Source organism: Chryseobacterium pennipullorum (assembly GCF_003384725.1).
GTDB lineage: Bacteria > Bacteroidota > Bacteroidia > Flavobacteriales > Weeksellaceae > Chryseobacterium > Chryseobacterium pennipullorum.
The window spans coordinates 112,177-134,287 of record NZ_QNVV01000002.1 but is presented as its reverse complement, the minus strand read 5'-3'; the positions used below and the strand labels follow the sequence as shown (position 1 = coordinate 134,287).

21 protein-coding genes are annotated in these 22,111 nt (G+C 39.0%); 13 read left to right on the top strand and 8 right to left on the bottom strand.

Translation table 11 applies throughout. The features are described from left to right. Positions 1-171 precede the first annotated feature (171 nt). Together DRF67_RS03030 and DRF67_RS03025 are read left to right on the top strand one after the other, a co-directional pair. The gene (locus DRF67_RS03030; protein ID WP_115926538.1) at positions 172-2,967 is read left to right on the top strand and encodes a SusC/RagA family TonB-linked outer membrane protein; all 2,796 of its coding nucleotides are present in this window, start codon (positions 172-174) and stop codon (positions 2,965-2,967) included. 14 nt (positions 2,968-2,981) lie between these two features. Continuing rightward, positions 2,982-4,451 (top strand): RagB/SusD family nutrient uptake outer membrane protein, encoded by a 1,470-nt coding sequence (locus DRF67_RS03025; protein WP_115926536.1) that lies wholly within the window; start codon positions 2,982-2,984, stop codon positions 4,449-4,451. A gap of 254 nt (positions 4,452-4,705) precedes the next feature. Here the strand turns inward: DRF67_RS03025 and DRF67_RS03020 are convergent, their stop codons facing one another. Then, positions 4,706-5,629, bottom strand: coding sequence for an AraC family transcriptional regulator (locus tag DRF67_RS03020; RefSeq protein ID WP_115926534.1), 924 nt, complete (start codon positions 5,627-5,629; stop codon positions 4,706-4,708). Positions 5,630-5,807: 178 nt separating this feature from the next. Between DRF67_RS03020 and DRF67_RS03015 the strand changes: the two genes are divergently transcribed. Continuing rightward, complete coding sequence (locus DRF67_RS03015; protein WP_115926532.1) at positions 5,808-7,337, top strand: aldehyde dehydrogenase family protein; 1,530 nt, start codon at positions 5,808-5,810, stop codon at positions 7,335-7,337. A gap of 368 nt (positions 7,338-7,705) precedes the next feature. Continuing rightward, positions 7,706-8,089 (top strand): DUF779 domain-containing protein, encoded by a 384-nt coding sequence (locus DRF67_RS03010; RefSeq protein WP_115926530.1) that lies wholly within the window; start codon positions 7,706-7,708, stop codon positions 8,087-8,089. A gap of 42 nt (positions 8,090-8,131) precedes the next feature. On the opposite strand, the gene DRF67_RS03005 is transcribed toward DRF67_RS03010, so the two are convergent. After that, the gene (locus DRF67_RS03005; protein ID WP_115926528.1) at positions 8,132-9,331 is read right to left on the bottom strand and encodes a dicarboxylate/amino acid:cation symporter; all 1,200 of its coding nucleotides are present in this window, start codon (positions 9,329-9,331) and stop codon (positions 8,132-8,134) included. Positions 9,332-9,423: 92 nt separating this feature from the next. Here DRF67_RS03005 and DRF67_RS03000 point away from each other — a divergent pair, with 92 nt between their 5' ends. Genes DRF67_RS03000 through DRF67_RS02990 form a run of 3 tightly spaced genes read left to right on the top strand, consistent with a single transcriptional unit; the run spans position 9,424 to position 11,207 of the window. Further along, complete coding sequence (locus DRF67_RS03000; protein WP_115926526.1) at positions 9,424-10,338, top strand: DnaJ C-terminal domain-containing protein; 915 nt, start codon at positions 9,424-9,426, stop codon at positions 10,336-10,338. A gap of 3 nt (positions 10,339-10,341) precedes the next feature. After that, positions 10,342-10,644 (top strand): chaperone modulator CbpM, encoded by a 303-nt coding sequence (locus DRF67_RS02995; protein ID WP_115926524.1) that lies wholly within the window; start codon positions 10,342-10,344, stop codon positions 10,642-10,644. Positions 10,645-10,679: 35 nt separating this feature from the next. Then, complete coding sequence (locus DRF67_RS02990) at positions 10,680-11,207, top strand: YcxB family protein (RefSeq protein WP_115926522.1); 528 nt, start codon at positions 10,680-10,682, stop codon at positions 11,205-11,207. Positions 11,208-11,271: 64 nt separating this feature from the next. On the opposite strand, the gene DRF67_RS02985 is transcribed toward DRF67_RS02990, so the two are convergent. Both DRF67_RS02985 and DRF67_RS02980 read right to left on the bottom strand, forming a co-directional pair. Beyond that, entirely contained in the window at positions 11,272-12,255 is a 984-nt protein-coding gene (locus tag DRF67_RS02985; protein WP_115926520.1) for a PLP-dependent cysteine synthase family protein, read from the bottom strand. A 110-nt stretch (positions 12,256-12,365) separates the two neighbouring features. Further along, entirely contained in the window at positions 12,366-13,595 is a 1,230-nt protein-coding gene (locus tag DRF67_RS02980) for an ABC transporter permease (protein WP_115926518.1), read from the bottom strand. A gap of 4 nt (positions 13,596-13,599) precedes the next feature. On the opposite strand from DRF67_RS02980, the gene DRF67_RS02975 reads away from it, so the two are divergent. After that, the gene (locus DRF67_RS02975; RefSeq protein WP_115927048.1) at positions 13,600-14,796 is read left to right on the top strand and encodes an exo-beta-N-acetylmuramidase NamZ family protein; all 1,197 of its coding nucleotides are present in this window, start codon (positions 13,600-13,602) and stop codon (positions 14,794-14,796) included. Here the strand turns inward: DRF67_RS02975 and DRF67_RS02970 are convergent, their stop codons facing one another. The 3 genes from DRF67_RS02970 to DRF67_RS02960 are packed head-to-tail and all read right to left on the bottom strand — an operon-like array spanning position 14,797 to position 16,821. Then, positions 14,797-15,003, bottom strand: a complete 207-nt coding sequence (locus DRF67_RS02970) for a hypothetical protein (RefSeq protein ID WP_115926516.1) — start codon at positions 15,001-15,003, stop codon at positions 14,797-14,799. Between the two features lie 4 nt (positions 15,004-15,007). Then, positions 15,008-15,637: a DUF3575 domain-containing protein gene (locus DRF67_RS02965; protein ID WP_115926514.1), complete on the bottom strand. Its 630-nt coding sequence runs from the start codon at positions 15,635-15,637 to the stop codon at positions 15,008-15,010. Between the two features lie 8 nt (positions 15,638-15,645). Further along, positions 15,646-16,821 (bottom strand): thioredoxin fold domain-containing protein, encoded by a 1,176-nt coding sequence (locus tag DRF67_RS02960; protein WP_115926512.1) that lies wholly within the window; start codon positions 16,819-16,821, stop codon positions 15,646-15,648. Between the two features lie 232 nt (positions 16,822-17,053). Between DRF67_RS02960 and DRF67_RS02955 the strand changes: the two genes are divergently transcribed. The 3 genes from DRF67_RS02955 to DRF67_RS02945 all read left to right on the top strand — a co-directional run bounded on the left by DRF67_RS02955 (position 17,054) and on the right by DRF67_RS02945 (position 20,024). After that, the gene (locus tag DRF67_RS02955) at positions 17,054-18,166 is read left to right on the top strand and encodes a helix-turn-helix domain-containing protein (RefSeq protein WP_115926510.1); all 1,113 of its coding nucleotides are present in this window, start codon (positions 17,054-17,056) and stop codon (positions 18,164-18,166) included. Positions 18,167-18,325: 159 nt separating this feature from the next. Further along, on the top strand, positions 18,326-19,345 hold the full coding sequence (locus DRF67_RS02950; protein WP_115926508.1) for an alpha/beta hydrolase: 1,020 nt from the start codon (positions 18,326-18,328) through the stop codon (positions 19,343-19,345). Positions 19,346-19,355: 10 nt separating this feature from the next. Continuing rightward, entirely contained in the window at positions 19,356-20,024 is a 669-nt protein-coding gene (locus DRF67_RS02945; RefSeq protein WP_115926506.1) for a hypothetical protein, read from the top strand. A gap of 38 nt (positions 20,025-20,062) precedes the next feature. On the opposite strand, the gene DRF67_RS02940 is transcribed toward DRF67_RS02945, so the two are convergent. Next, a complete protein-coding gene (locus DRF67_RS02940) occupies positions 20,063-20,422 on the bottom strand; it encodes a winged helix-turn-helix transcriptional regulator (RefSeq protein WP_115927046.1) in 360 nt (119 codons plus the stop codon). 142 nt (positions 20,423-20,564) lie between these two features. On the opposite strand from DRF67_RS02940, the gene DRF67_RS02935 reads away from it, so the two are divergent. Continuing rightward, on the top strand, positions 20,565-21,509 hold the full coding sequence (locus DRF67_RS02935; protein ID WP_115926504.1) for an alpha/beta hydrolase: 945 nt from the start codon (positions 20,565-20,567) through the stop codon (positions 21,507-21,509). A gap of 17 nt (positions 21,510-21,526) precedes the next feature. Next, entirely contained in the window at positions 21,527-22,093 is a 567-nt protein-coding gene (locus DRF67_RS02930; RefSeq protein WP_115926502.1) for a cysteine hydrolase family protein, read from the top strand. The last annotated feature ends 18 nt before the right edge of the window (positions 22,094-22,111 follow it).

Genomic DNA, 22,111 nt, shown 5'->3' with positions numbered 1-22,111 from the left:
TGCTTTACTTTTTGTTAAAATTTTAAATGCAATTAAAAGTATTCTTTAGTGATTGAGATAGATCAATGAGAATATTTCTTTTCTGGTAAGCTGTTTTCAGGTTTTGGTAAATTGATCTTGTTGATATTTATTAACATATTTGTCGCTTGAATATATTAAAATCTGTTAATAATGAATGTGAAGTTGCATGTATTAAGTGCTGGAGCATTGTTTTTTTTAGGACAAGCTGCCTTTGCGCAAAAATCTAAGAATGATTCTATTCTGAAGGAGAATAAGATCGAGGAGGTAATCGTTACTGGATACCAGAAGAAAAAAGCAGATGAGATTACTCAGGCCCAGGCAGTGGTGGGTGGTGATGAAATCAGAAGAAACTCTCCCACAACGTCGATCGGAAACTCTCTACAGGGTAGAGCCTCAGGGGTATTTGTACAGAGTACTACAGGGCAGCCGGGTGCTGCTGCTACCATCCAGGTAAGAGGAGTAGCAGGTGTTGGTGGTTCTTCTGAACCTACCTATGTAGTAAACGGGATGTATATGACTGCCAGACAGTTTAGTGCGATCAACCCTGCGGACGTAGAATCGATTTCAATTCTTAAGGATGCTGCCGCTACAGCGCAGTATGGTGCGAGAGGGGCAAACGGAGTAGTGGTTGTAACGACTAAAGCCGGAAAAGCCGGAAAAACCCATTATTCATTCGAATCTAAATTCGGTTTCAGTGAAAGATTGAAGGACAATAACTACACCATGATGAATTCAAGGGAGTTGATGGACTTTCAGAATCAGTTAGGGTATCTTGGATTTAAACCGAGATCTCAGGAGGAAATGAACAGATTGGCTGCTTATGACCACAACTGGCAAAAAGACCTTCTGAAGCCTTCAAGCATCCAGTCTTACCTATTCAGTGCACAAGGGGGATCCAGAGAAAGTACTTTTTATTACTCATTGGGATATGACTCTGACAATGGAATTATCAGAGATATAGACGGCCTTAAAAGGTACACCGGTAACTTCGGTTTTACCAATAAACTGAGTGAGAAGCTAAACGTAGGAATCAACCTTGGAGTTCAATACCAAGTAACACAAAATTTCAGAGACAGAAACAATACGCAGAATCCATTCGGAGCCATGTATAAGTATGCTCCCTATGAGCCGATTTATAATGCTGACGGAAGTTATAACCAAACGATGAGAGCTGGTTCAAATGTTGTGGAGCAGATCCGTAATTACAGACTGGAGGATCAGAGACTGAGAATTCCTGTCACTTTATTCGCTGAATATAAAATTATTGATGGACTGAAATTTAAAACCAATTTCAACGGTCTTTATGACTGGTTTATGGGGACTCAATGGCTGAAGAAAGGATCAAATCTAGACCTCACAGTGAATGGGGTTCCTACGGGTGCATTAAACAAAAATTCATTCTACGGGTTCAATTATACATGGAACAACTCCATCAATTATAAAAAATCATACGGAAGCCACAACTTCGATTTCTTGGGATTCATCGAATACAATGATAATTTCAATGAAACAACGAATGGAGGAGCTTATGGATTAAAATCTCCAGTGATCAGTGTTCCAAGTATTACCACACCTTCGGACAGAAATACATTTACAGGGATCAAAACAAGAAATACGCTGTTCAGTTTGGCAGGAATGTTAAACTATGACTATGAGGGTAGATATTTGGTAACCGGGTCATTGAGAAGAGATGCTTCTTCAAGATTTGGAGTGAATAACCAAAGCGGTGTATTCTGGTCCGCAAGTGCAGCATGGAATATCGCGAAAGAAGAGTTTATGAAAGGAGGCTTTATCAACGATTTAAAGCTTAGAGGGTCCTATGGTACAACGGGTAACGACGGTACATTGCCTGATTATTATAATGTATCAAACGTGAGCTACGGTTTATATGGAGCCAATGGCACACTATATCCAGGAACTTTAGATAAAACCGCTTATATTATCGGGAACACCAATCTTAAATGGGAATCTAATGCGATTACCAACTTAGGGGTAGACTTCACGATGATGAACAGAAGAATCCGAGGATCCGTAGAAGTATATCAGAACAAGAGAAAAGATTTCGTACAGCTAGTACCTTTGGATAAACAGGAAGGAGGATATTACCAGTATATCAACGCCGGGGATATGTCACAGAAAGGTCTTGAGGTTGAGCTTAGTGTCGATGTAATCAAAAGAAAAGACTTCCAGTGGAATTTACATGCTAATATTTCTTTCCAGAAATCCATTCTTGACCGATTAGCTGATGGACAGACTGAAAGAAACTTAGGAGATACTTATCTTAAAGTTGGTGAGTCTCCATACGTATTCTATAATGTAAGGTTTGCAGGAGTAAACCCGGATAACGGAAAAGCATTATATTACGATAAAGCAGGTAACATCACCGATGTTTACAGTGCTTCCAACGCAGTTCCTATTACTGATAGATCTCCATTCCCTAAAAACTTTGGTGGATTTGGAACTACACTTCAGTACAAAGGACTTGATTTCAGTGCAGATTTCTCATTCAAAACTGGAAGTTATACGTATAACAACATGTACTACGCTGCCGTTAATCCAACGCTTGCTGTGGCAGGTAGAAATATGGCACAGGCCGCGGCTAACGTTTGGCAAAAACCAGGTGATACAGGAGTATTCCAGAAGGTAGATAGCAATGGTCTCCGTGATTCCGATCAGTGGATTGAAAAATCAGATTATTTAAGATTGAGATCCCTTACACTAGGATATACGTTTGATAAAGCGTTCCTGGGAGAAGGATCACCTGTTAATAAACTTAGAGTATATGCACAAGGACAAAACTTATTTACTGTAACAAAATTCCACGGCGAACCAGAAGTTTCAGTAGGATCTGCTGACTCTACATCATTATTTGTTCCGGGATCATTCAACCTTTATACTTATCCAGCTGTAAGAACAATCTTGGTAGGATTGCAATTAGAATTTTAATATCGACTAGCTTTATGAAAAAGAATATAATAAAAATAAGTTTAGCTGCGTTGACGATCTTTGTTACGTTGACGTCTTGCGAAAGAAATTTAGATCAGATTTCATCAATTAACGAAGATCAGGATCAATCAATGACCAGAGCTGAATCATTCAGACAGGCGATGGATGGTGCTTATACTGCATTTAAAGGAAGTGGGTACTATAACGGAGATAGTGGTAGTCAACTTATCATGGGAGACCTTACTACGGACAATCTGATTCGTACGGCTTCGGGAAGAAATACTAATTTTGCAGCATCCAACTTCGAGTTTTCTTCAGACAACTCACAAACTACGGGACTATATAGTGCCGCTTATATGGCAATCAGCAGAACAAATTTTGTTTTAAAATATCTTGGTAACGGAGTGTTGTCAGGCACAGAAAAGACAAACATGGAAGCAGAGGCAAGAGGACTGAGAGCAATTGCCCATTTTGATCTGGTAAGAGCATATTCTCAAATTCCAACACAGTCTCCAAATGCTAAAAATACAATAGGGATTTACTACTCAGAAACCTATGCTCCATTAAATAATACAGCATCCCGTAACCTGACAGTTGATCAGGTGTATGATAAAATTATCGCAGATCTTCTGTTTGCTGCTGATAATATTACCCAGAATGATGCTGATAAAGGAAGATTAAGCAAAGCTTCTATCTATGGATTATTATCAAGAGTGAACCTTTATAAAGGGGATTATGCCAATACCATCAAATATGGAGAATTGGCATTGGGAATCGCACCAAGTATTACTGTGATGGATAACTTTACCAGAATATGGAAAGAGAATGAAGGGTTATCAAGAATCACTGATGGTGTTCTGTTCCAACTGTCAAATGCACCGGCAGAATCGAATAATACGGTAGGAGCGGCATACAACCAGGCAGTTCCTAGTCTTAGATCAGAATTTGTTGTTGATTATGATCTTTATACCGCATACGGAGCTGATGATATTAGAAAATCTGCTTATTTTACAACGGGTATATACAGTAAAGAAAAATACAACCACGTAACAAAATATGCCGGTAATGGTGGCCCATCTAATGTTGTACCGATTAAATACCTTAGAGCAGCTGAAGTACTATTAAATGTTGCGGAAGCTTATTACAGATCAGGAACTAACCCTGCTCAGGCTCTGGCTTTATTGAATAAATTAAGAGCAGAAAGATATTCTTCATTTACTCCGGGAACAGAATCAGGTCAGGATCTTCTTGACGCCATCCTGAAAGAAAGAAGACTGGAACTTGCTTTTGAAAATGACAGATGGTATACGCTAAAAAGATTAGCCCTTCCGGTTCAGAGATCAGGTAAAGGAGATCTTTTTGATGGTACAGGAACGCCTGCTGTTGCGCAGGTGTTGAAAGTAGGAAGTGCAAAATGGCAGTGGCCGATTCCGATTACTGCGATCCAGGCTAATCCGAATATTTTGCAAAACGATGAATATTAGTTATTAAATTAATTTTTATTGATAAATAGCAAGTGGCTGCCCCAAGGGGCAGCCACTTGTATGATTAGAGCTTAGTACATTACAGTATTTAAAGATTAATGCAGCGATCAGAATGATTCATCTATTGGGTATTGCTATATCGAACTTCTCACAGCAGCTGATGTGCCTTAACATAATAAAATAATGACTTGAAGATCTGTTTATGGATAACGGGAAAGCTGTGAAAGATGAACGATATGTCATGCAATCAAAGGTCATCTCATGAGGATCCCGTCCTGATACGTTTTTGGTGTTATGCCCTCGATCTGTTTAAATACCCTTGTAAAATAATTGGTATCCGAAAATCCGGTATGGAATGCTGTTTCCTTAATGCTGGTTTGATTGGCCAATAGTTCTTTTGCTTTACTGATTCTCTCCTGTAAAATAAAATCATTAGGTGAAGTTCCCAGTTCATCTCTGAACATTTTAAAGAAGTTCGACTTACTTACGTAGGCCAGTTTGGCAATACTGTCGATAGAAAGTTTTTGGTGAAGATTTCTTTTAATATAATCCACTACAAAGCCTATCCTTGACTTGTTTTTGACAATGTTTTTTTCCACCATACTTCGTGCCTGGGTCTGCATCAGTCTTATCAGTAACTCCTTAAGGGCGAAATCCGCCATAATGTCCTTGTGAGAATTATCATCCATGGCAATTCTCATGATATTGTTGGTGGCTGAGGCTAATGCTTTGTTGTTAAAAAGAAAATATTCATCCAGCTGAATATTCCATTGAGATGTTTCGTCCACTTTCGGAAGATGATAATTCAGGTGATTCAGAGAATCTTCTATAAATTCGGGATTCAGGCTTAGCGAAATACATTGGGCAGGAGCCTGGTCGGCTTCTGGAAAATCAATGACCATCGTTTCTCCCGGGGCAACTAAAATACTCTCCCCCGGATAATAGTCAAAATAACTGGTCTTCTTATCCAGTTTCATATGTTTTTTACCTCTCAGCATTGCAGTAAAAGCTATATTTTCAAAATGAAGTTTTACCCCAAAAGCGGCTTTGTGTGTCTCATAAATGCTGAATTCACAGTTGTTTAGGTTGAATGTGGTCTGGTTCTCTACAAGACTCAATAGTTTGTTTTCTTTGATTAATTCGGGAGTGTTTAATAAAAACCTGCTATTGTTATTCATTTCTAAATATTTTTAGGAAACCTGTAACTCAAATATATAAAATTTGGCCCCACGTTGCTGTTAAGAAAATAATAAAATTGAACATCTGCACTATTCTGCACTTTTTTTATACGATTGTGCTATACAATTTTTGGAGTATCCATGTAATTTGGCATTATCGAAAAAATAAAATAAGCATATGAGCACAATTACAGAACCAAGATCAGAGACTCTTTTAGAACGTCCTGAGTTTAAAAGCAGATATGACAACTATATCGGTGGAAAGTTTACTCCTCCCGTTAAAGGGCAGTATTTTGATGTCGTTTCTCCCGTAGACGGAAAGAATTTTACACAGGTAGCGCACTCTACCAAAGAAGATCTTGAGTTGGCAGTAGATGCTGCTGAAAAAGCATTTCAAACCTGGAAAAAGACTTCATCCACAGAAAGAAGCATCATCCTTAATAAAATTGCAGACCGGATAGAGCAGAACCTGGAATATCTGGCGATTGTAGAAACCATTGATAATGGAAAGGCTGTACGGGAAACATTAGCGGCAGATATGCCTTTAGCTATTGATCACTTCAGATATTTTGCGTCTGTGATCCGTGCGGATGAAGGTTCTCATAATGAATTGGACAAAGATACTGTATCTCTGATTGTACATGAGCCTCTTGGAGTCATCGCACAGATTATCCCATGGAATTTCCCTATACTGATGGCTGTCTGGAAACTTGCTCCAGCACTGGCTGCCGGAAACTGCGTTGTATTGAAGCCGGCGGAAAGTACTCCTGTGTCCATCATGGTTTTAATGGAGCTCATCGGTGACTTACTACCGTCAGGGGTTATAAATATTGTAAACGGTTTCGGCGCAGAGTTGGGAAGAGCTTTAGTCACCAATCCAAAAGTAGCAAAAGCGGCATTCACAGGTTCCACTGCAACAGGACGTCTCGTGATGCAGTATGCTACAGAAAACATTATTCCTGTAACCCTGGAGCTCGGAGGAAAATCACCTAATGTCTTCTTTAACTCAGTAATGGATGCGGATGATGAATTTTTAGATAAGGCTGTGGAAGGAGCTGTTCTTTTCGCTCTTAACCAGGGAGAAATCTGTACCTGTCCGTCGAGATTGCTCGTACAGGAAGGTATTGCAGATGCTTTTATTGAAAAGGTAATTGAAAGAGTAAAGGCAATCAAAGTTGGAAACCCTCTTGATAAAACAGTGATGATGGGGGCTCAGGCTTCACAGATTCAAAAAGATAAAATACTTTCCTATATCCAGTTAGGTAAAGACGAAGGAGCAGAAGTTTTGGTGGGCGGAGAGGTTAACGACCTGGGTGAAGACCTTGAACACGGTTTCTACATTCAGCCAACGATCTTTAAAGGGAATAACCGAATGAGAATTTTCCAGGAAGAAATTTTCGGTCCTGTACTGGCATTTACCACTTTCAAAGATGAGGAAGAAGCTATAAAAATTGCCAACGATACCATATATGGACTTGGCGCAGGAGTCTGGACAAGAGATGCTCATCAGCTGTATAACATTCCGCGTCAGATTGAAGCAGGAAGAGTTTGGGTAAATCAATATCATTCCTACCCGGCAGGGGCACCATTTGGAGGTTACAAACAGTCCGGGATTGGAAGAGAAAATCATAAAATGATGCTCGACCACTATCGTCAGACCAAAAATATGCTGATTTCCTACAACAAAAATAAGTTAGGCTTCTTTTAATTATTAATTTTAGGACGGCGCCCGATTGCCCTGGTTTTATCCAGGGTATACGGTCGGGCTATGAGGGTCTTTACGTTGTTTTGATACTTCATTTTATTTCTTACCGGCTCATCCCGTGTCGTCCTTATTATCCCTCACGCAGGAAACAAAAGATCTGAAGAAAGCATCGAAATTTACCAATAAGCTCATAAAAGTGGGCTCCGGTGGCAAACTGGAGAGTTATTAATGATGCTTTTGATACAATGAAGTAGGGCAGATAAATAGAAGAGTCCTATTCGATATTGCAAACTCAAATTGAACCATGATGAGTGACCAGGCCCGACAAAACCTTGCCGGGCTTTTTACTAAACTGATTAAAATAAGAAGGAATGAATCCAAAGATATCCCGGCTGTCAGCCACAGAACAGGCTCTCGACGTCATCAGGAAACTTGAAGACCAATATGGAGCGCTCATGTTTTATCAGGCAGGAGGCTGCTGCGAAGGAACGCAGCCGCAATGCTTTGAGAAAGGTGGTTTTTTTCCCAGAATGAATGATGCGATGATAGGAACCATTAACGGCCACGAATTCTGGATAGACCGGGACCTGTTTGAATATTGGAAATATTCTCATTTTACCCTGGATGTGACCGATGGTTTCGGACCAGGAGGGTTTTCTCTGGAAACTCCTTTGAAAAAAACGTTTAGGATCAATTACAGACTTTTCAGTCCGGAAGAATATGAAAATCTGGAACCTGTACAACGAAGTGAATAATGTAGGTTCTTTTTAATGATAAGTCATACGCATAGTTTCCGGTCATTCTTTAACGAACCGGCTGACAAACATGGCGGCCACCACATCTCCTACAGAATTCAGAACAGTAGCCAGCGGATCTACTAAAGTTCCGATAATCATTACAGCAGGAATGGCTTCCTGAGGAAGCTGATACACAGAAATCATCAGCATTTCACCGATGTATCCGCCATTTGGGATCCCACCCGCTACAATACTCACAAAAACGGTAATTCCCAGTGCCAACAGCAAGTTGGCAGGATCAAAAAAATCTTTTCCGATAATTAAGAAAGCTACATAAATCTTTATGATAGAAGACATTGAAGATCCGTTTTTATGCAGTGTCGTACCAATAGGAATCACCAGATTGGCAATGGAAGTCGGGATCCCTATTTTTGCTGCTGCCTGTAAGTTGGCTGGCATTGTTGCAAAACTGCTGCAGGTACTTATTGCAGTAAGGCTGGGGTAAATAGCATTGGTCCAGAAGTCTCTGACTCCTTTCTGACCGCTGGCCATAAAAGCATACAATGAAAAGAAGACCAGAAAATAGATAATTCCGGCAATATAGTATAATCCCAGAGGTTTCGCATAAAAGCCAAACAGCTGTGGACCTAAAGTTGCTACCTGGTAGGCAAAATATGCTCCCAAACCTACAGGCGCCAGTTTCATAACCAATAAAAGCAACTCTTTCATGACTTCATATCCAGAAGCAATAAAAGTCCTGAAAGGTTTTCCACTTTCTCCTGTTTTTCTCGCGGCAAATCCGGTCAGAAAGGCAAATATAAGAAGCGCAAGCATATTTCTCCTTGAAAAAAGCTCTGTGAACTCTCCTACTGTGAAAAAACTTACGATTCTATTGCCCCAGCTATCTTCGTTGGCTTCTTCAACGACCATTGCCGAACTGCCGGAAACTCCCGAAACCGGAAACAAATACACGGCACAGATGGTAAAAACTGCTGCTGTTAAAATAAAAAACAGAAAGGTAAGCGCCATTACCAATATGATTTTTCCAAATTTGGATTGTTGTTCCAAAGAGGCAATAGAATTGGATACTGCAAAAAATACCAGTGGAACCACACTTACAAAAAGAAGATTAAGGAAAATATCACCCAAAGGCTTTATATATTCTACAATACCAGGAGCCCAAACTCCTATGATGCTTCCAATAGTAATTCCCAGTAGTAAAAATATGATTCCCGAGTAGTTTTTCAAGGCTTCTTTCATGCGCACTTTTTATCAAAGATAGGTTTATTTTTAACATTCTGTTATGCAATTTTCAAACCTAAATTTCATAAATTTGAGTAAACATCGTTTCTATGGCTTATATAGATTACTATAAAATTTTAGGTGTAGATAAAAGCGCAACCCAGGATGATATTAAAAAAGCATATCGCAAGTTGGCAAGAAAACTGCACCCCGACCTGAATCCTGATGATAAGGAAGCTGAAAGAAAGTTCAAAGAACTTAATGAAGCCAATGAAGTCCTCAGTAATATCGAAAACCGGGCAAAATATGATAAATACGGTGAAAACTGGAAACATGGAGAAGAATATGAAAAGGCCCAGCAGCAGCAAAGACAATATCAGCAGCAGAATTATGGAGGTGGATTCTCTGGAGCCGACTTTGGAGAAGGCGAAGACTTCTCTGATTTTTTCCAAAACATGTTTGGAGGAGCCGGAGGTACAGGATTTGGAAAAAGCTCAAGAGGAAGAGCTTCAGGAAAATTCAAGGGGTCAGATGTACAAGCTGAGCTTACTCTGAACCTGAGAGATGCTGCAAAAACACATCCACAGACTTTTGAGATCAATGGCAAAAAAGTGAGAATTACCATTCCAGCAGGGGTGTATGACGGTCAGCAGATCAAGCTGAGAGGACATGGAAACCCAGGAGTAAATGGTGGTCCAAATGGAGATCTGTATATCACGTTCAACATCCCGGTTGATCCGGAATTTGAAAGAACAGGTAATGATCTTAAAATTAAAGTTACCATTGATTTATACACTGCCGTTTTAGGAGGCGACGTAAAAGTAAATACTCTGGATGGAAGTGTCAATCTGAAAGTAAAACCGGAAACCCAAAACGGTACAACCGTAAGGCTGAAAGGAAAAGGCTTTCCTGTCTATAAGCAGGAAGGACAATCGGGAGACCTTTTTGTAACTTATGAAGTGAAACTGCCTTCGAACCTTACAGAAAAGCAAAAAGAAATTTTTGAACAACTAAAAAATTCCTAAGCGATGAGTGAAAGAATATCACGGGAAGAACTCGTAAAAATTTACAATATCGAAATTACATTTTTTGATGAGCTTGTAGATTATGGCCTACTCAACATACAGATAGAGAACAATATCCATTATCTTATGTACGAGGATTTACCGGACCTGGAAAAATTTGCCAACTGGCATTATGATCTTGAAATCAACCTTCCCGGCTTGGAGGTTATTTATAATATGCTAAAAAAACTTGACGCTTTAAACCGCAGAAACAGAGAGCTCATGAATAAACTTTCTTCAATAAATAATCAATTTGAGGATATTTAGTTTAGTTTTGTAGCTTTTTAAAGCAATCATATATTATGAATGAGGAAAAGGTGATTATAGTACAGCCTGAAAGAAAGCATTTTGAAGATATTTATTTTAGTGGTAACCAGGCCAGCCTGCTGTTTTCACCCACAACTAAAAGCAAAACGATCATAACAATATTTTCTGCAGTGGTCCTATTTATCGTGTTCCTTTTGAGAGATAGCCTGAGCAAAGAAAGTGTAGGAATCTTATATTTTTTAAGCTTTATTTTTCTACTTTGTACGGTTTTTCTTTCCGTAAGTGTTAATAAGGTCTCAAGATGGAAAAAACAGGTCAATCATTATTTGAGTGTACTGGAAAAGTGTAAGCGCTACGAACTCCGGTTCGATCAGAATTTTTTCACAGTGAATATTGACGGGGAAAAAGAAACCAGCGAATGGAAAGATTTCGAATATTTCGATACCAATGCTGAGTTTATTACGCTGGAGGGAAAATACAACTATATGTTCCCCAAAAAAGCAATGAGTGAAAAAGATTATAATTACCTCAGAAAAATAATAAAAGAAAATATTAAGCAATAAAAAACGGAGCAGAAATTTGCTCCGTTTTTCTATTTATGTTAAGGGCAATACAGCCTTTACGTTCTTAATCCAGCCATCCCATTTCTTTCATCCACTCATCGTTGTAGATCTTTCCTACATATCTTGAGCCGTGATCGTGAAGCAGAACTACGATGACGTCATCCTTTGTAAACTGATCTTTCATCTGAACCAGCGAAGCGATGGCACTTCCCGCAGAATATCCACAGAAAATTCCTTCTTCTTTAGCCAGTTTTCTTGCATAGATCGCACCGTCTTTATCCGTTACTTTCTCGAAATGGTCAATCACTGACATATCATAGTTTTCAGGGATAATATCTTCCCCGATTCCTTCAGTAATATAAGTATAAGCGTGATCATAGTGAAGCTCTCCCGTCTCGTGGAATTCTTTCAGAATAGAACCATACGTATCAACACCAATTACTTTAACATCCGGATTTTTTTCTTTAAAGAAGGTTCCACAACCTGTAATGGTACCTCCTGTTCCGGCTCCTACTACAAAGTGCGTCAGCTGACCTTCGGTCTGTTCCCAGATTTCAGGAGCCGTAGATTCATAGTGAGCAGCACGGTTTGACAGGTTATCATACTGGTTGACATACCATCCGTTTTCTGTTTCTTTAGCCAGCCTTTTGGATACCGAATAATAAGAACGCGGGTCGGTAGGCTTTACATCCGTAGGGCATACAATGACCTCTGCGCCTACGGCACGAAGGATATCACACTTCTCTTTTGACTGCTTGGAGTTGGTTACAAAAATACATTTGTACCCTTTGATGATGGCTGCCAATGCAAGCCCCATTCCTGTATTTCCGGAAGTCCCTTCGATGATGGTTCCTCCCGGCTTCAATCTGCCGTCTTTCTCAGCATCTTCTATCATTTTAAGAGCCATTCTGTCCTTCACAGAGTTTCCGGGATTGAAGGTCTCTACTTTTGCCAAAACCAATGCAGGAAAATCTTCACCTAAAACCTTATTGAGTTTTACCAATGGTGTATTACCTATAGTTTCAAGAATATTTTTTGCGTATTTCATAAATGTTTTATAAGCGGTGCAAAGATAAGGCTTTTAAAATTATCTCTTTGGGAAATCGCAATTGGATATAGATGTATTGACTCCTGGAATACTGATTCGGTCTGCTGAAGTTAATTATACTTAATCGCCTTTACAGGAGAAATCTTACTGATCAGATAACTAGGTATAATAAGGGCCAGTGCAGAAATGGCAAGGATCCCCAGCGAAATGGAAACAATCGCAACAGGATTCAGATCTACCGGAACCGTACTCACATAGTAATTTTCAGGATTAAGCTTGATAATGCTGAATGATTTTTGAATCAATAGAAGCCCCAATCCAATAGCATTTCCATACAAAAGGCCGGGGATCATAATGATAAGGGTATAATTGATGAATGTTGCCCTGATTTGGGAATTGCTTGCGCCCAGTGTTTTAAGAAGGCCGATGGAATTGGTCCTTTCAATAATCAGGATCAAAAGAACCATGATGATGTTAATAACCACTACAATCAGCATGATAATGATGATAAGGGCGATGTTGGTATCAAAAATACTGATCCAGTCATTGATCTGAGGAAACTTTTCTGTGGCCTTTTCTGCATAATTTTTATAGCCGATCAGTTTTTCAATATCCGGAAAGTCTTTATCGATATCATTTACATCTTTAAGAAAAATATCAATACCTCCAATTTCGTCGGCTTTCATATCCTGAATCTTCCGTGCGTGGTTAATTCCGCCAAGAACAAACTGCTCGTCGATCAGTTTAATATCGGTTTTATAGATTCCAATAACACGGAATTTACGGTAAAGCGGTTTTTGATCGGTTTTTAAAAATACGGTGACAATACTGTCATTCAACTTAAGGTGTAGGTCTTTGGCTACTTTTTGTGAAACAGTAACATCATTATTGAAGCCTACTTCTGTGACTTTTGGAGTGGTTCCTGCAATAAGGAATTTTTTAAACCGTAAGCTGTCGAAGTCTTTTCCAATGCCTTTGAATATTATTCCTGCGAAGTTATGCTCGTTACGCATAATACCTGTTACGGTAGTATACGTTTGAGTACTTTCCACATCGGGAAGTTCTTTTATTTTTTTAATATTGAGGCCCTGCTTGTCGAGTACGGAGGTGTTATAGGATGAATTGGATCGTGTTGATCGTACGGTAATGTGTCCACTGAAATCGGCCAGTCTCTCTTTGATAGCTTTCTTGGAACCAAAGCCTGTGGCTACGGTAATTAAGGAGACAATGATCCCCAAAGCAACTGAAAGCCTGCCAATGAAGATGATCACTCTTGAAAGGTTATTTTTGTTATCTTTGGAAAATGCTATTTTTCTAGAGAAATATAAAGGAAATTTCAAGCTTATGAATTTAGATTTCAAAATTAAAAATTTACTTCTGATTTGCCTAATTTTTTTAGGAGTATTCAATCAATATTATTCTCAGATTCAAGACCAACCGGATTTTAAAACCGGAGCCGATCAGCCTGAGCTTTATCTGCCGCTGTTAAAAAATAAAACAATCGGAGTGGTCACCAACCAGACCGGATTGATGAGCGACAGAACCCACTTGGTAGATTTCCTGGTAAAAAACGGAATTAAGATTAAAGCAATTTTTGCTCCTGAACATGGTTTCAGAGGGGACGCCGATGCGGGAGCAAAGGTGAAGAACGGGGTTGACGTTAAAACCGGGATCCCTATTGTTTCCCTGTACGCCAGCAATAAGAAACCAAAGCCTGAACAGTTATCAGGAATTGACCTTGTTGTTTTTGATATTCAGGATGTAGGCGTGAGATTTTATACCTATATTTCAACACTTACCTATCTGATGGAAGCCGGTGCCGAAAATAATGTAGAAGTTATAGTGATGGACCGTCCTAATCCACATGATGGATATACAGACGGCCCGGTTCTCAGAAAAAAATGGGCCAGTTTTGTAGGCATGCATGAAGTTCCGGTAGTGTATGGATTGACCATTGGGGAATATGGTAAGATGGTCAATGGAGAAAAATGGCTGAAAAATGGTGTACAGGCTAAATACACACTGATCCCCATGAAAAACTACCATAAAACAAAACGATATCCGATATTAGATAAACCCTCACCCAATCTTCCCAACGATAAAGCCATCAATTTGTATCCAAGTCTGTGCTTTTTTGAAGGAACTCAGGTTTCAGCAGGAAGGGGAACAGAATTGCCTTTCCAGATCTATGGTTCTCCCTGGACACCGAATCTTCCTTATCAGTTTACTCCTAAACCAAGTTATGGGGCTAAAGATCCCTTCCTGAACGGGAAATTATGCTATGGCGAAAATCTCTCAGATTATCCTAAAGACCTGCGCGAACTCAACCTTGAATGGGTCGTGAAAGCATATAAGAACTATAAGAATCCACAGCAGGGCTTTTTCCTGAAAAATTTATGGTTTGATACTTTGTCAGGAACCGATGAGTTCAGAAAACAAATCATCGCCGGAAAATCAATTCAGGAGATTAAAGCTTCATGGAAAAAGGATCTTGATAATTTTGAAAAGATAAGAGTTAAATACGTGGTATACGACAATTAATTAATCAAAATTCTGGGGCGGATTTTTATCATTCTTGCCCCTGTTTAATATAAAGAGCCCCAGGGTTAGCCCGACTACTCCTGCAAAAGCAGTAAGTAGTGCTCTCTGAAGCTTATCCGGCAGATCATTTCCCAGATAATTCATTAAAAAAAGAATCACAAAGGTGATCGCTGAAATGATAATATGGTTTTTCCCGAATGGTTTCATCGTCTTATTTTAATTTGTAAGAAATCATAACCCCTCCACGATAAGGTATGATCTCACCACTTTTATTAAATTTCTCTGCAGAATCATATCGTTTTCCCGTTGTACGGTCATATCCCTTATAAAATCCCTGGGAATTTCCCACGGTTGCATAGATATCGAGATTCAGGCGCTCTGACAACTGAAACTGATAACCAGCTGTAATCCCCACCATGATAGAATGACCTTTTTGATAAAGATTGGAATTGACCAGAACTTCACCATCATCTTTTACAAAGATGTTGTCATTCCAATAGTTCCATTTTTGAATATTATAAGCAGCCACAGAGATATTAGCTCCTATATACCAATGCCGGAAGGCTTCTGTAAAATAGTATCTTGCCTCTGCAGAAACAGAATAGTACTGCAATTCGTGTCCGGCAAAAGATTTCCATGGGGAAACAAATGCATCTGCCTGAATGGTATATTTAGGGCTCAGTTGTTTTTCTGCCGCTACATTGATTATTCCTATCGGCAAAAACAGAGCATTTCCTTTTACATATAAGCTTTTTTCCTGTCCTTGTTCCTGTTCCTGAGCTGCTGCATTGCCTATCGCCAGAAATGCTAAGATACTGCCCGCTAATAATTTGTATTTCATCTAAGGTGTTACTTTATTTGTTGTAATAGTTCATCTGCTAATTTTGAGTCTTTATTGGACTGAACTGCTATATTTTTAGACATTTCGGCGTAGTTTTTTGCCATGTCCTTGTTACCGGTGAGAAAATAGAGCTTAGCAAGAATATAAGTGTTCTCAGCATTTTCTGTTCTCATAACAGATTTTTCTGCCCATTCCGTAGCCTTTTTCAGTGAAGAAGGTGTTTTTACATGATCTGCAAATACCCAGGCAGCCCTTAAAAGCTCGTTGGGTTCAAATTTATCAGCATCTTTGTAATAAGCTAAAGCTGCCTTTTCGTATTCAGGAAAATTGGCATGAAGCTCATAATAATTGAGTTTGGTTTGGTTCAGCTTTATCGTGGCTGCTTCTTTTCCAACTAAAGGCTCTGCCGTTTTCATAAAATAATCGTCATCGATTTTTTTATTTTTATCATCAATAGCTTTTTCCACTATTTTGGATAATCTGAGCTGGGCATCAAACTCATTATAAGTCTCCTCAGGCAGATATTTAGTGATTTCAGCCTTTCTGGATACAAAAGTTGTATAATTGTTATCTTCAGTTGACTTTAAAAAGTACAACAACAGTCCTATTTCTTCTTTTGAAATTTCTTCAGTTTTCTTCTTATTTTCAAAATATCTTTCCGAAGCTTTCTTTGCAAACTCGTAATCGGTATCAGAATTTAGTTTCATGACGTTAATAAGAAAGTCGGGATCTTTTTCTCCATTGGCAAAGCGCTCTTTCAGGGATCCTTTTTTATTTCCAGGAGCACTGATATTCTGTGCCATGGCCACAAAGAGGCCAGCATCCATATAGCCGGTGTTCCTTGAAACAAGTTCACCTTCGCCATTCAGAAAAAGGTAAGTAGGGTAGGAGCGAACTCCAAATTTGGAAGCAATCTCTCTACCTTCACCCTTTTCCATATCAAATCTAGCGTTGATAAAGGAGGTATTGAAGTATTCTCCGACTTCTTTCTGCGTGAAAACATTTTTTTCCATCATTTTGCAGGGGCCGCACCATGAAGCATAAGCATCAACAAAAACAAGCTTCTTTTCTTTTTTAGCTTTTGCTATAATATCTTTGAAAGGCAGGTCCTGAAATTGGATAGACTCCTGAGCTGAAATGACGATTGAGCAAAAAATAGATATCCCGTAGATGATCTTCTTCATTTTCAAATAAGATTTGTAGGCGAAGATAGCTAATTTTCAAAATATAAAAACCCAAACCTGGTATATGAACGTTTATATTAACTAATTTTAAGACTTGTTCACCCTATATTCCAAAAGACGATGCTGCACTCTTGCAGAAAAATATTTCATGCTGAAATTTCACATCAAAATTATATTTACTTTTGCCATAAACGGTATTTTATAATTTCTGTTCACAAAATATTGAAGCACTATGTTTTACCTGTTCAGTGTTTTTTTGGCTTTTTTCCTTGCTTTTCTTTTGATAACAAAAAAAGATAAAAGCAGTGCTGACCTTATTCTTGCAATCTGGCTTTCAGCAATCGGACTCAATCTGGCCAGTCATTATATGCTTCAGACAGGACAGTATACAATATACCCTTCATTTGTTTTTCTGGGATTTACCCTGCCGATTGTGTATGGCCCTTTTCTGTTTATCTATGTTAAAAAACAAACTTCTCCGGAATCTTTTTCGTGGAAGTATCTGCTGCATTTTATTCCGTTTCTGCTGTCCAATCTCTTGTTTGTGAAATTTTACATCGCCCCTTTTGAAGAGAGAGTAGATATATTCAAACACCATGGAAGCGGGTTTGAAAATGAATTGCTTATCCGGCTCTACGCGATCTACATCTCAGGAATTGTGTATGTGGTACTCTCTTTCAGGATCTTATACCGGTACAGGAAAAACATTGTTCAGCAGTTTTCAAATACAGAAAAAATTAATTTCAACTGGTTGCTGTATCTTATTATATGGATTGCCATAATCTGGGCATTGGTTCTTTTTGTCAATACCGACATTATATATGGTGCCGTAGCAGTCTTTATCATTTGGCTGGGATACTTTGGAATAAAGCAGGTTCAGGTCTTCAATCAGCCTGCCGTATCTTTTGCTGGCCAACCTGTATTGAGCCCTGTTTCTGAGGAAGAAGAGAAAAAAGAAGATATCGTGTCTTCTGATAGGAAATATCAGAAATCGAGCCTTACACAGAAAAATATTGACGATATCCACGATCGGCTCACCAGTCTCTTGTTAAATGAAAAGCCATTTGTAAATCCCAATCTCACCCTCAATGAGCTGGCGGCTATGCTGGATGTGCACCCTAACTACCTTTCACAGGTAATCAATTCCAAAGAAAATAAAAACTTTTACGAACTTATCAATGAAAAAAGAATTGAGGAATACTTACAGATCATTTCGCAACCTGAAAGCAGGCAGTTCACTTTGCTTTCGATTGCCTTCGATTGTGGATTCAATTCTAAAACATCTTTCAACAGAAACTTTAAAAAATACACTGGTGTTACCCCAAGTGAGTATCAAAAAAACTGATTGGGAGTTTCATCTTTCAGGGAAAAGGTGTCAATCTTCATAAGTGTAATATAATCAGATTGTTATTGTTGGTTTTTTTGAGGGTTCAACCTTCCTGATGGGGCGGCTGGCTTCCTGGGATAATGAATCTTTGCATCATAACTTTTTAAACTCAAAAGTATGATTGCTTTCAAAAAAAGAAATGCAGCAGTTGCTGTTTTCACAATGTGTGCGCTGATGTTTTCCTGCACAGATGGGCGAACGATTGAAGAGCCCGGAAATCTTGTTCCGAAAACAGTGGATCAGGATTCTTCTTTGCCATCTGTTGTTATAAATGGTGCCAAGCTGCACTCCGAAGCCTTTGGACCTGAAAACGGGACCATTGTTGTTGCCCTGCATGGAGGACCTGGCGGAGATTATCGTTATCTTCTTAACTGTAAAGAGCTTGCGAATGAAGGTTATCGGGTGGTATTTTACGATCAACGGGGATCCGGACTTTCCCAGCGTTTTTCAAAACAGTCTTATCTTTCTTTGGGATCCGGAGTGATGGATCTGATGTATGATGAGCTTCATTCTGTAATTGCACATTATCGCAAGAATCCGGGACAAAAGGTTGTCCTTTTGGGACATTCGTGGGGAGCTATGCTCGCTTCAGGATATGCCGGGAAATATCCGGAAGATATCCAGGGGCTTGTGCTGTGTGAACCTGGAGGGCTGATCTGGGATGATGTCAAGGAGTACGTTAAAGAATCCCGCTCTTTTAAACTGTGGAGCGAAATTATGAATGACGTTACCTATCTGGACCAGTTTATTTCCGGGAAGGAAGATCAGCACGAGATCCTGGATTATAAAATGACTATGCTGGCTTCAAGAAACAGCATAACCGGAGAAGGTGATTTTGATCCTGGCATAACCTGGCGAAGCGGGGCTGTTATTATGGATGCCTTGTTTGACAGCGGCGAAAAGTATAAGCTGAATTTCTCTGAAGGACTTCAGAATTATAATGCTCCCGTTCTGTTTCTGTACAGCGAAAGAAATAAAGCCTATCCGGACTCCTGGGCCCAGAAAATTACATCAAGCTATAAAAATGTAACCAGAGTAAAAATTTCCGGTGTTGGCCATGATGGTATCATTACCAACAATAATGCGTGGAACAATCAGACCAAACCGGGAATCATAACACTTATCAACGGCCTTTAAAAAAAATATCATGAACAAAAATATACTATCAGTCTTACTGTTTATACTGACAGATCATGCTGTGAAATCTCAAACTGTTAATTGGGCAGCTCTGCAGGCTAAAGAAAGACATATCCTGAATGCCAATATTGGAGCAGAATACGGAGCAGTTTTCGGAATAGGTTACGGATACCAATTCAATACCGGATGGTTTCCTGTTATTGTAGGTGCAGATCTTTCTACTCCATTGGGAGAAACTCTTCTGGATGATTTTAAGGTGAAGGCAGGCGCTAATGTCAGGTGGTTCAGGATTCGGGATATTCAGTTTTCCACAAGAGTTCAGGGTCTGTTCCGGAGATTTGAAAATGATAATGTTGCGATTGGCAGTTTCGGATTAGATATGGCCGGAGTTATAGGATATTACAAACCCAGATGGTATGGAGCAGCTGAGGTAGGTTTTGACAAAGCCATCGTTAGTCATTTTCAGCATACAGAGCATTATCAGGACATATTTCCTGATGTAAAAAATGGTTGGTATGAACCCTCAACGGGAGGTAATTTTTACTATGGAATTCAAACCGGCTACTCCTTTCCCCGTCAGGAAATCTATTTGAAATTAGGAAAGGTAATTTCACAGGACTTTAAAACCAAACCACACCTGCCTTTTATGGTTCAGATTGGTTACAATTATAAGTTATAGATATCATCAACAGGCTGTCTTGATAAAAAGAGAGCCTGTTATTTTTTCTTGATCTTTTTATGTTCCTTACCCCAAATTTCCAGCTGTTGAAGCACCGGCATCAATTGCTTACCGATCTCTGTCAGTTCGTACTCTACCTTTACAGGTACTTCTGCATACACTCTTTTGATGATCAGTTCTTCCTGTTCCATTTTTTTTAGTTGAAGAGTAAGCATCCTTTCAGAAATATTGTTGATCTTATCTTTCAGTTCAAAAAAACGGAGTTTTCCGTGTTTGAGATGATAGCAGATAGAAAGAATCCAGCGGCCACTGATCAGATTGACGGCATATATTTCGGAGCAGCTGTACTCCAGGGTCTTTTTATTTTCGTTATTAGTGGATGATTCTTTAATACTCATACTTACATTTTTGTTCGTTCCATACAATCTTTTGTGTACTTGGAAAGCACTGGATTGATCATTTAAATTTACAAATAAAAACATGAAGTATTCTGTTAGAAAGAAGCTTTTATTGTTGATGTAGAATAAAATATTTACCCTCATGGATTTTAATAGAATTGACAAAGATTTAAAACAAAGCATTGAAAGTATTTCTTACTCACTAGAAATTGATGAAACACTTTTTTCTGATGCTCCGGAGATTGTTCAGCAGGAAAGAAGAGCATTTGTAAAGGAAAATCCTTTTAAAAAGCACGACCGTATTATTGTAAAAGATATTTTTGTACCAAGTTCACAAGATAATTTCGATATAAGGCTTCACATTTATCAATCCGAAAATTTCGAACGGGATAAGGTTCTTCTTTATTTTCATGGAGGCGGATATGTTTTCGGACTGCCAGAGCAGGTGGATGACCAGATGTTTGAAATTGCGGATAAAATGAATGCAACCATCATATCGGTAGACTACAGGTTAGCTCCCCAATATCGGTTTCCGGTTCCGATTCTGGATGGTTTTGATGCTTTAAAGTGGCTGATCGATAATGGAGATACTCAATTGGGTGTCAATCCAGACCGTATCACTGTATATGGGGCAAGTGCGGGAGGCCATTTAGCTGCTGCAGTAGCCCAAATGGCAGCTGATCATGATATTCAGAATATACAGCATCAGTTTTTACTGTATCCCGTTGTTCATCATAAGCTGAATACTTCTTCAATGGACGAGTTTACAGACATCCCGCTATGGAATAAAAACTATGCCCGGACCGCCTGGCTCCATTTTCTGGGCGAAGACAATAATGGAAAAAGTATAAGGTATTCAGATCTGACCTGTTATGATAACTTTTCAAAATTGCCTAAGACTACCATTGTTGCGTGTGAACTTGATCCTTTGCGGGATGAAGATATAGAATACGCGCAATATTTATACAAGGCTGGTGTAAAAACAGAACTGTGGGTGATTCCCGGGGCTTTGCATGTATTTGACCTGTTTGAATCACCTCTCCGGGATGACTATAAAAACTTTCTCATGGACAGACTTTTCAAATAATTTTTTTACAATATCACATGAAATTACGAGACAAAAATCCGGCATTACTCCTTATTGATATTCAAAAAGGCTTTCTTGATGAAGACTATTGGGGAGGCCACAGAAATAATAAGGAAGCAGAAGCAATAAGCGGAAAAATACTTCAAAGATGGCGAGAACTGGATTTGCCGGTATTTCATATCCGCCACAGTTCAGCAGATCTTACTTCCAGATTGCATGAATCTAACCCTGGATTTGAATTCAATGAGCATGTTTTACCTCAAAATAATGAGTGTATTTTTACAAAAAAGGTAAACAGTGCTTTTATAGGAACTGATCTGAAAGAAAAATTAGATCTTCAGAATATAGATACACTTGTAGTTCTGGGGATTACCACTAATCATTGTGTCTCTACGACAGTAAGAATGGCTGGAAATTTTGGATATGAGACCTATGTGGTTTCTGATGCTACGGCAGCTTTTGACAGTGTTGGAATCCATGGAGAAAAATATCAGGCAGAATTGGTTCATCTTATGGCATTGGCCAATTTGAATAACGAATTTGCTACCATTCTGGATGCTGAAAAATTATTAAAAATTCTATAGGAAATGGAATCATGGCTC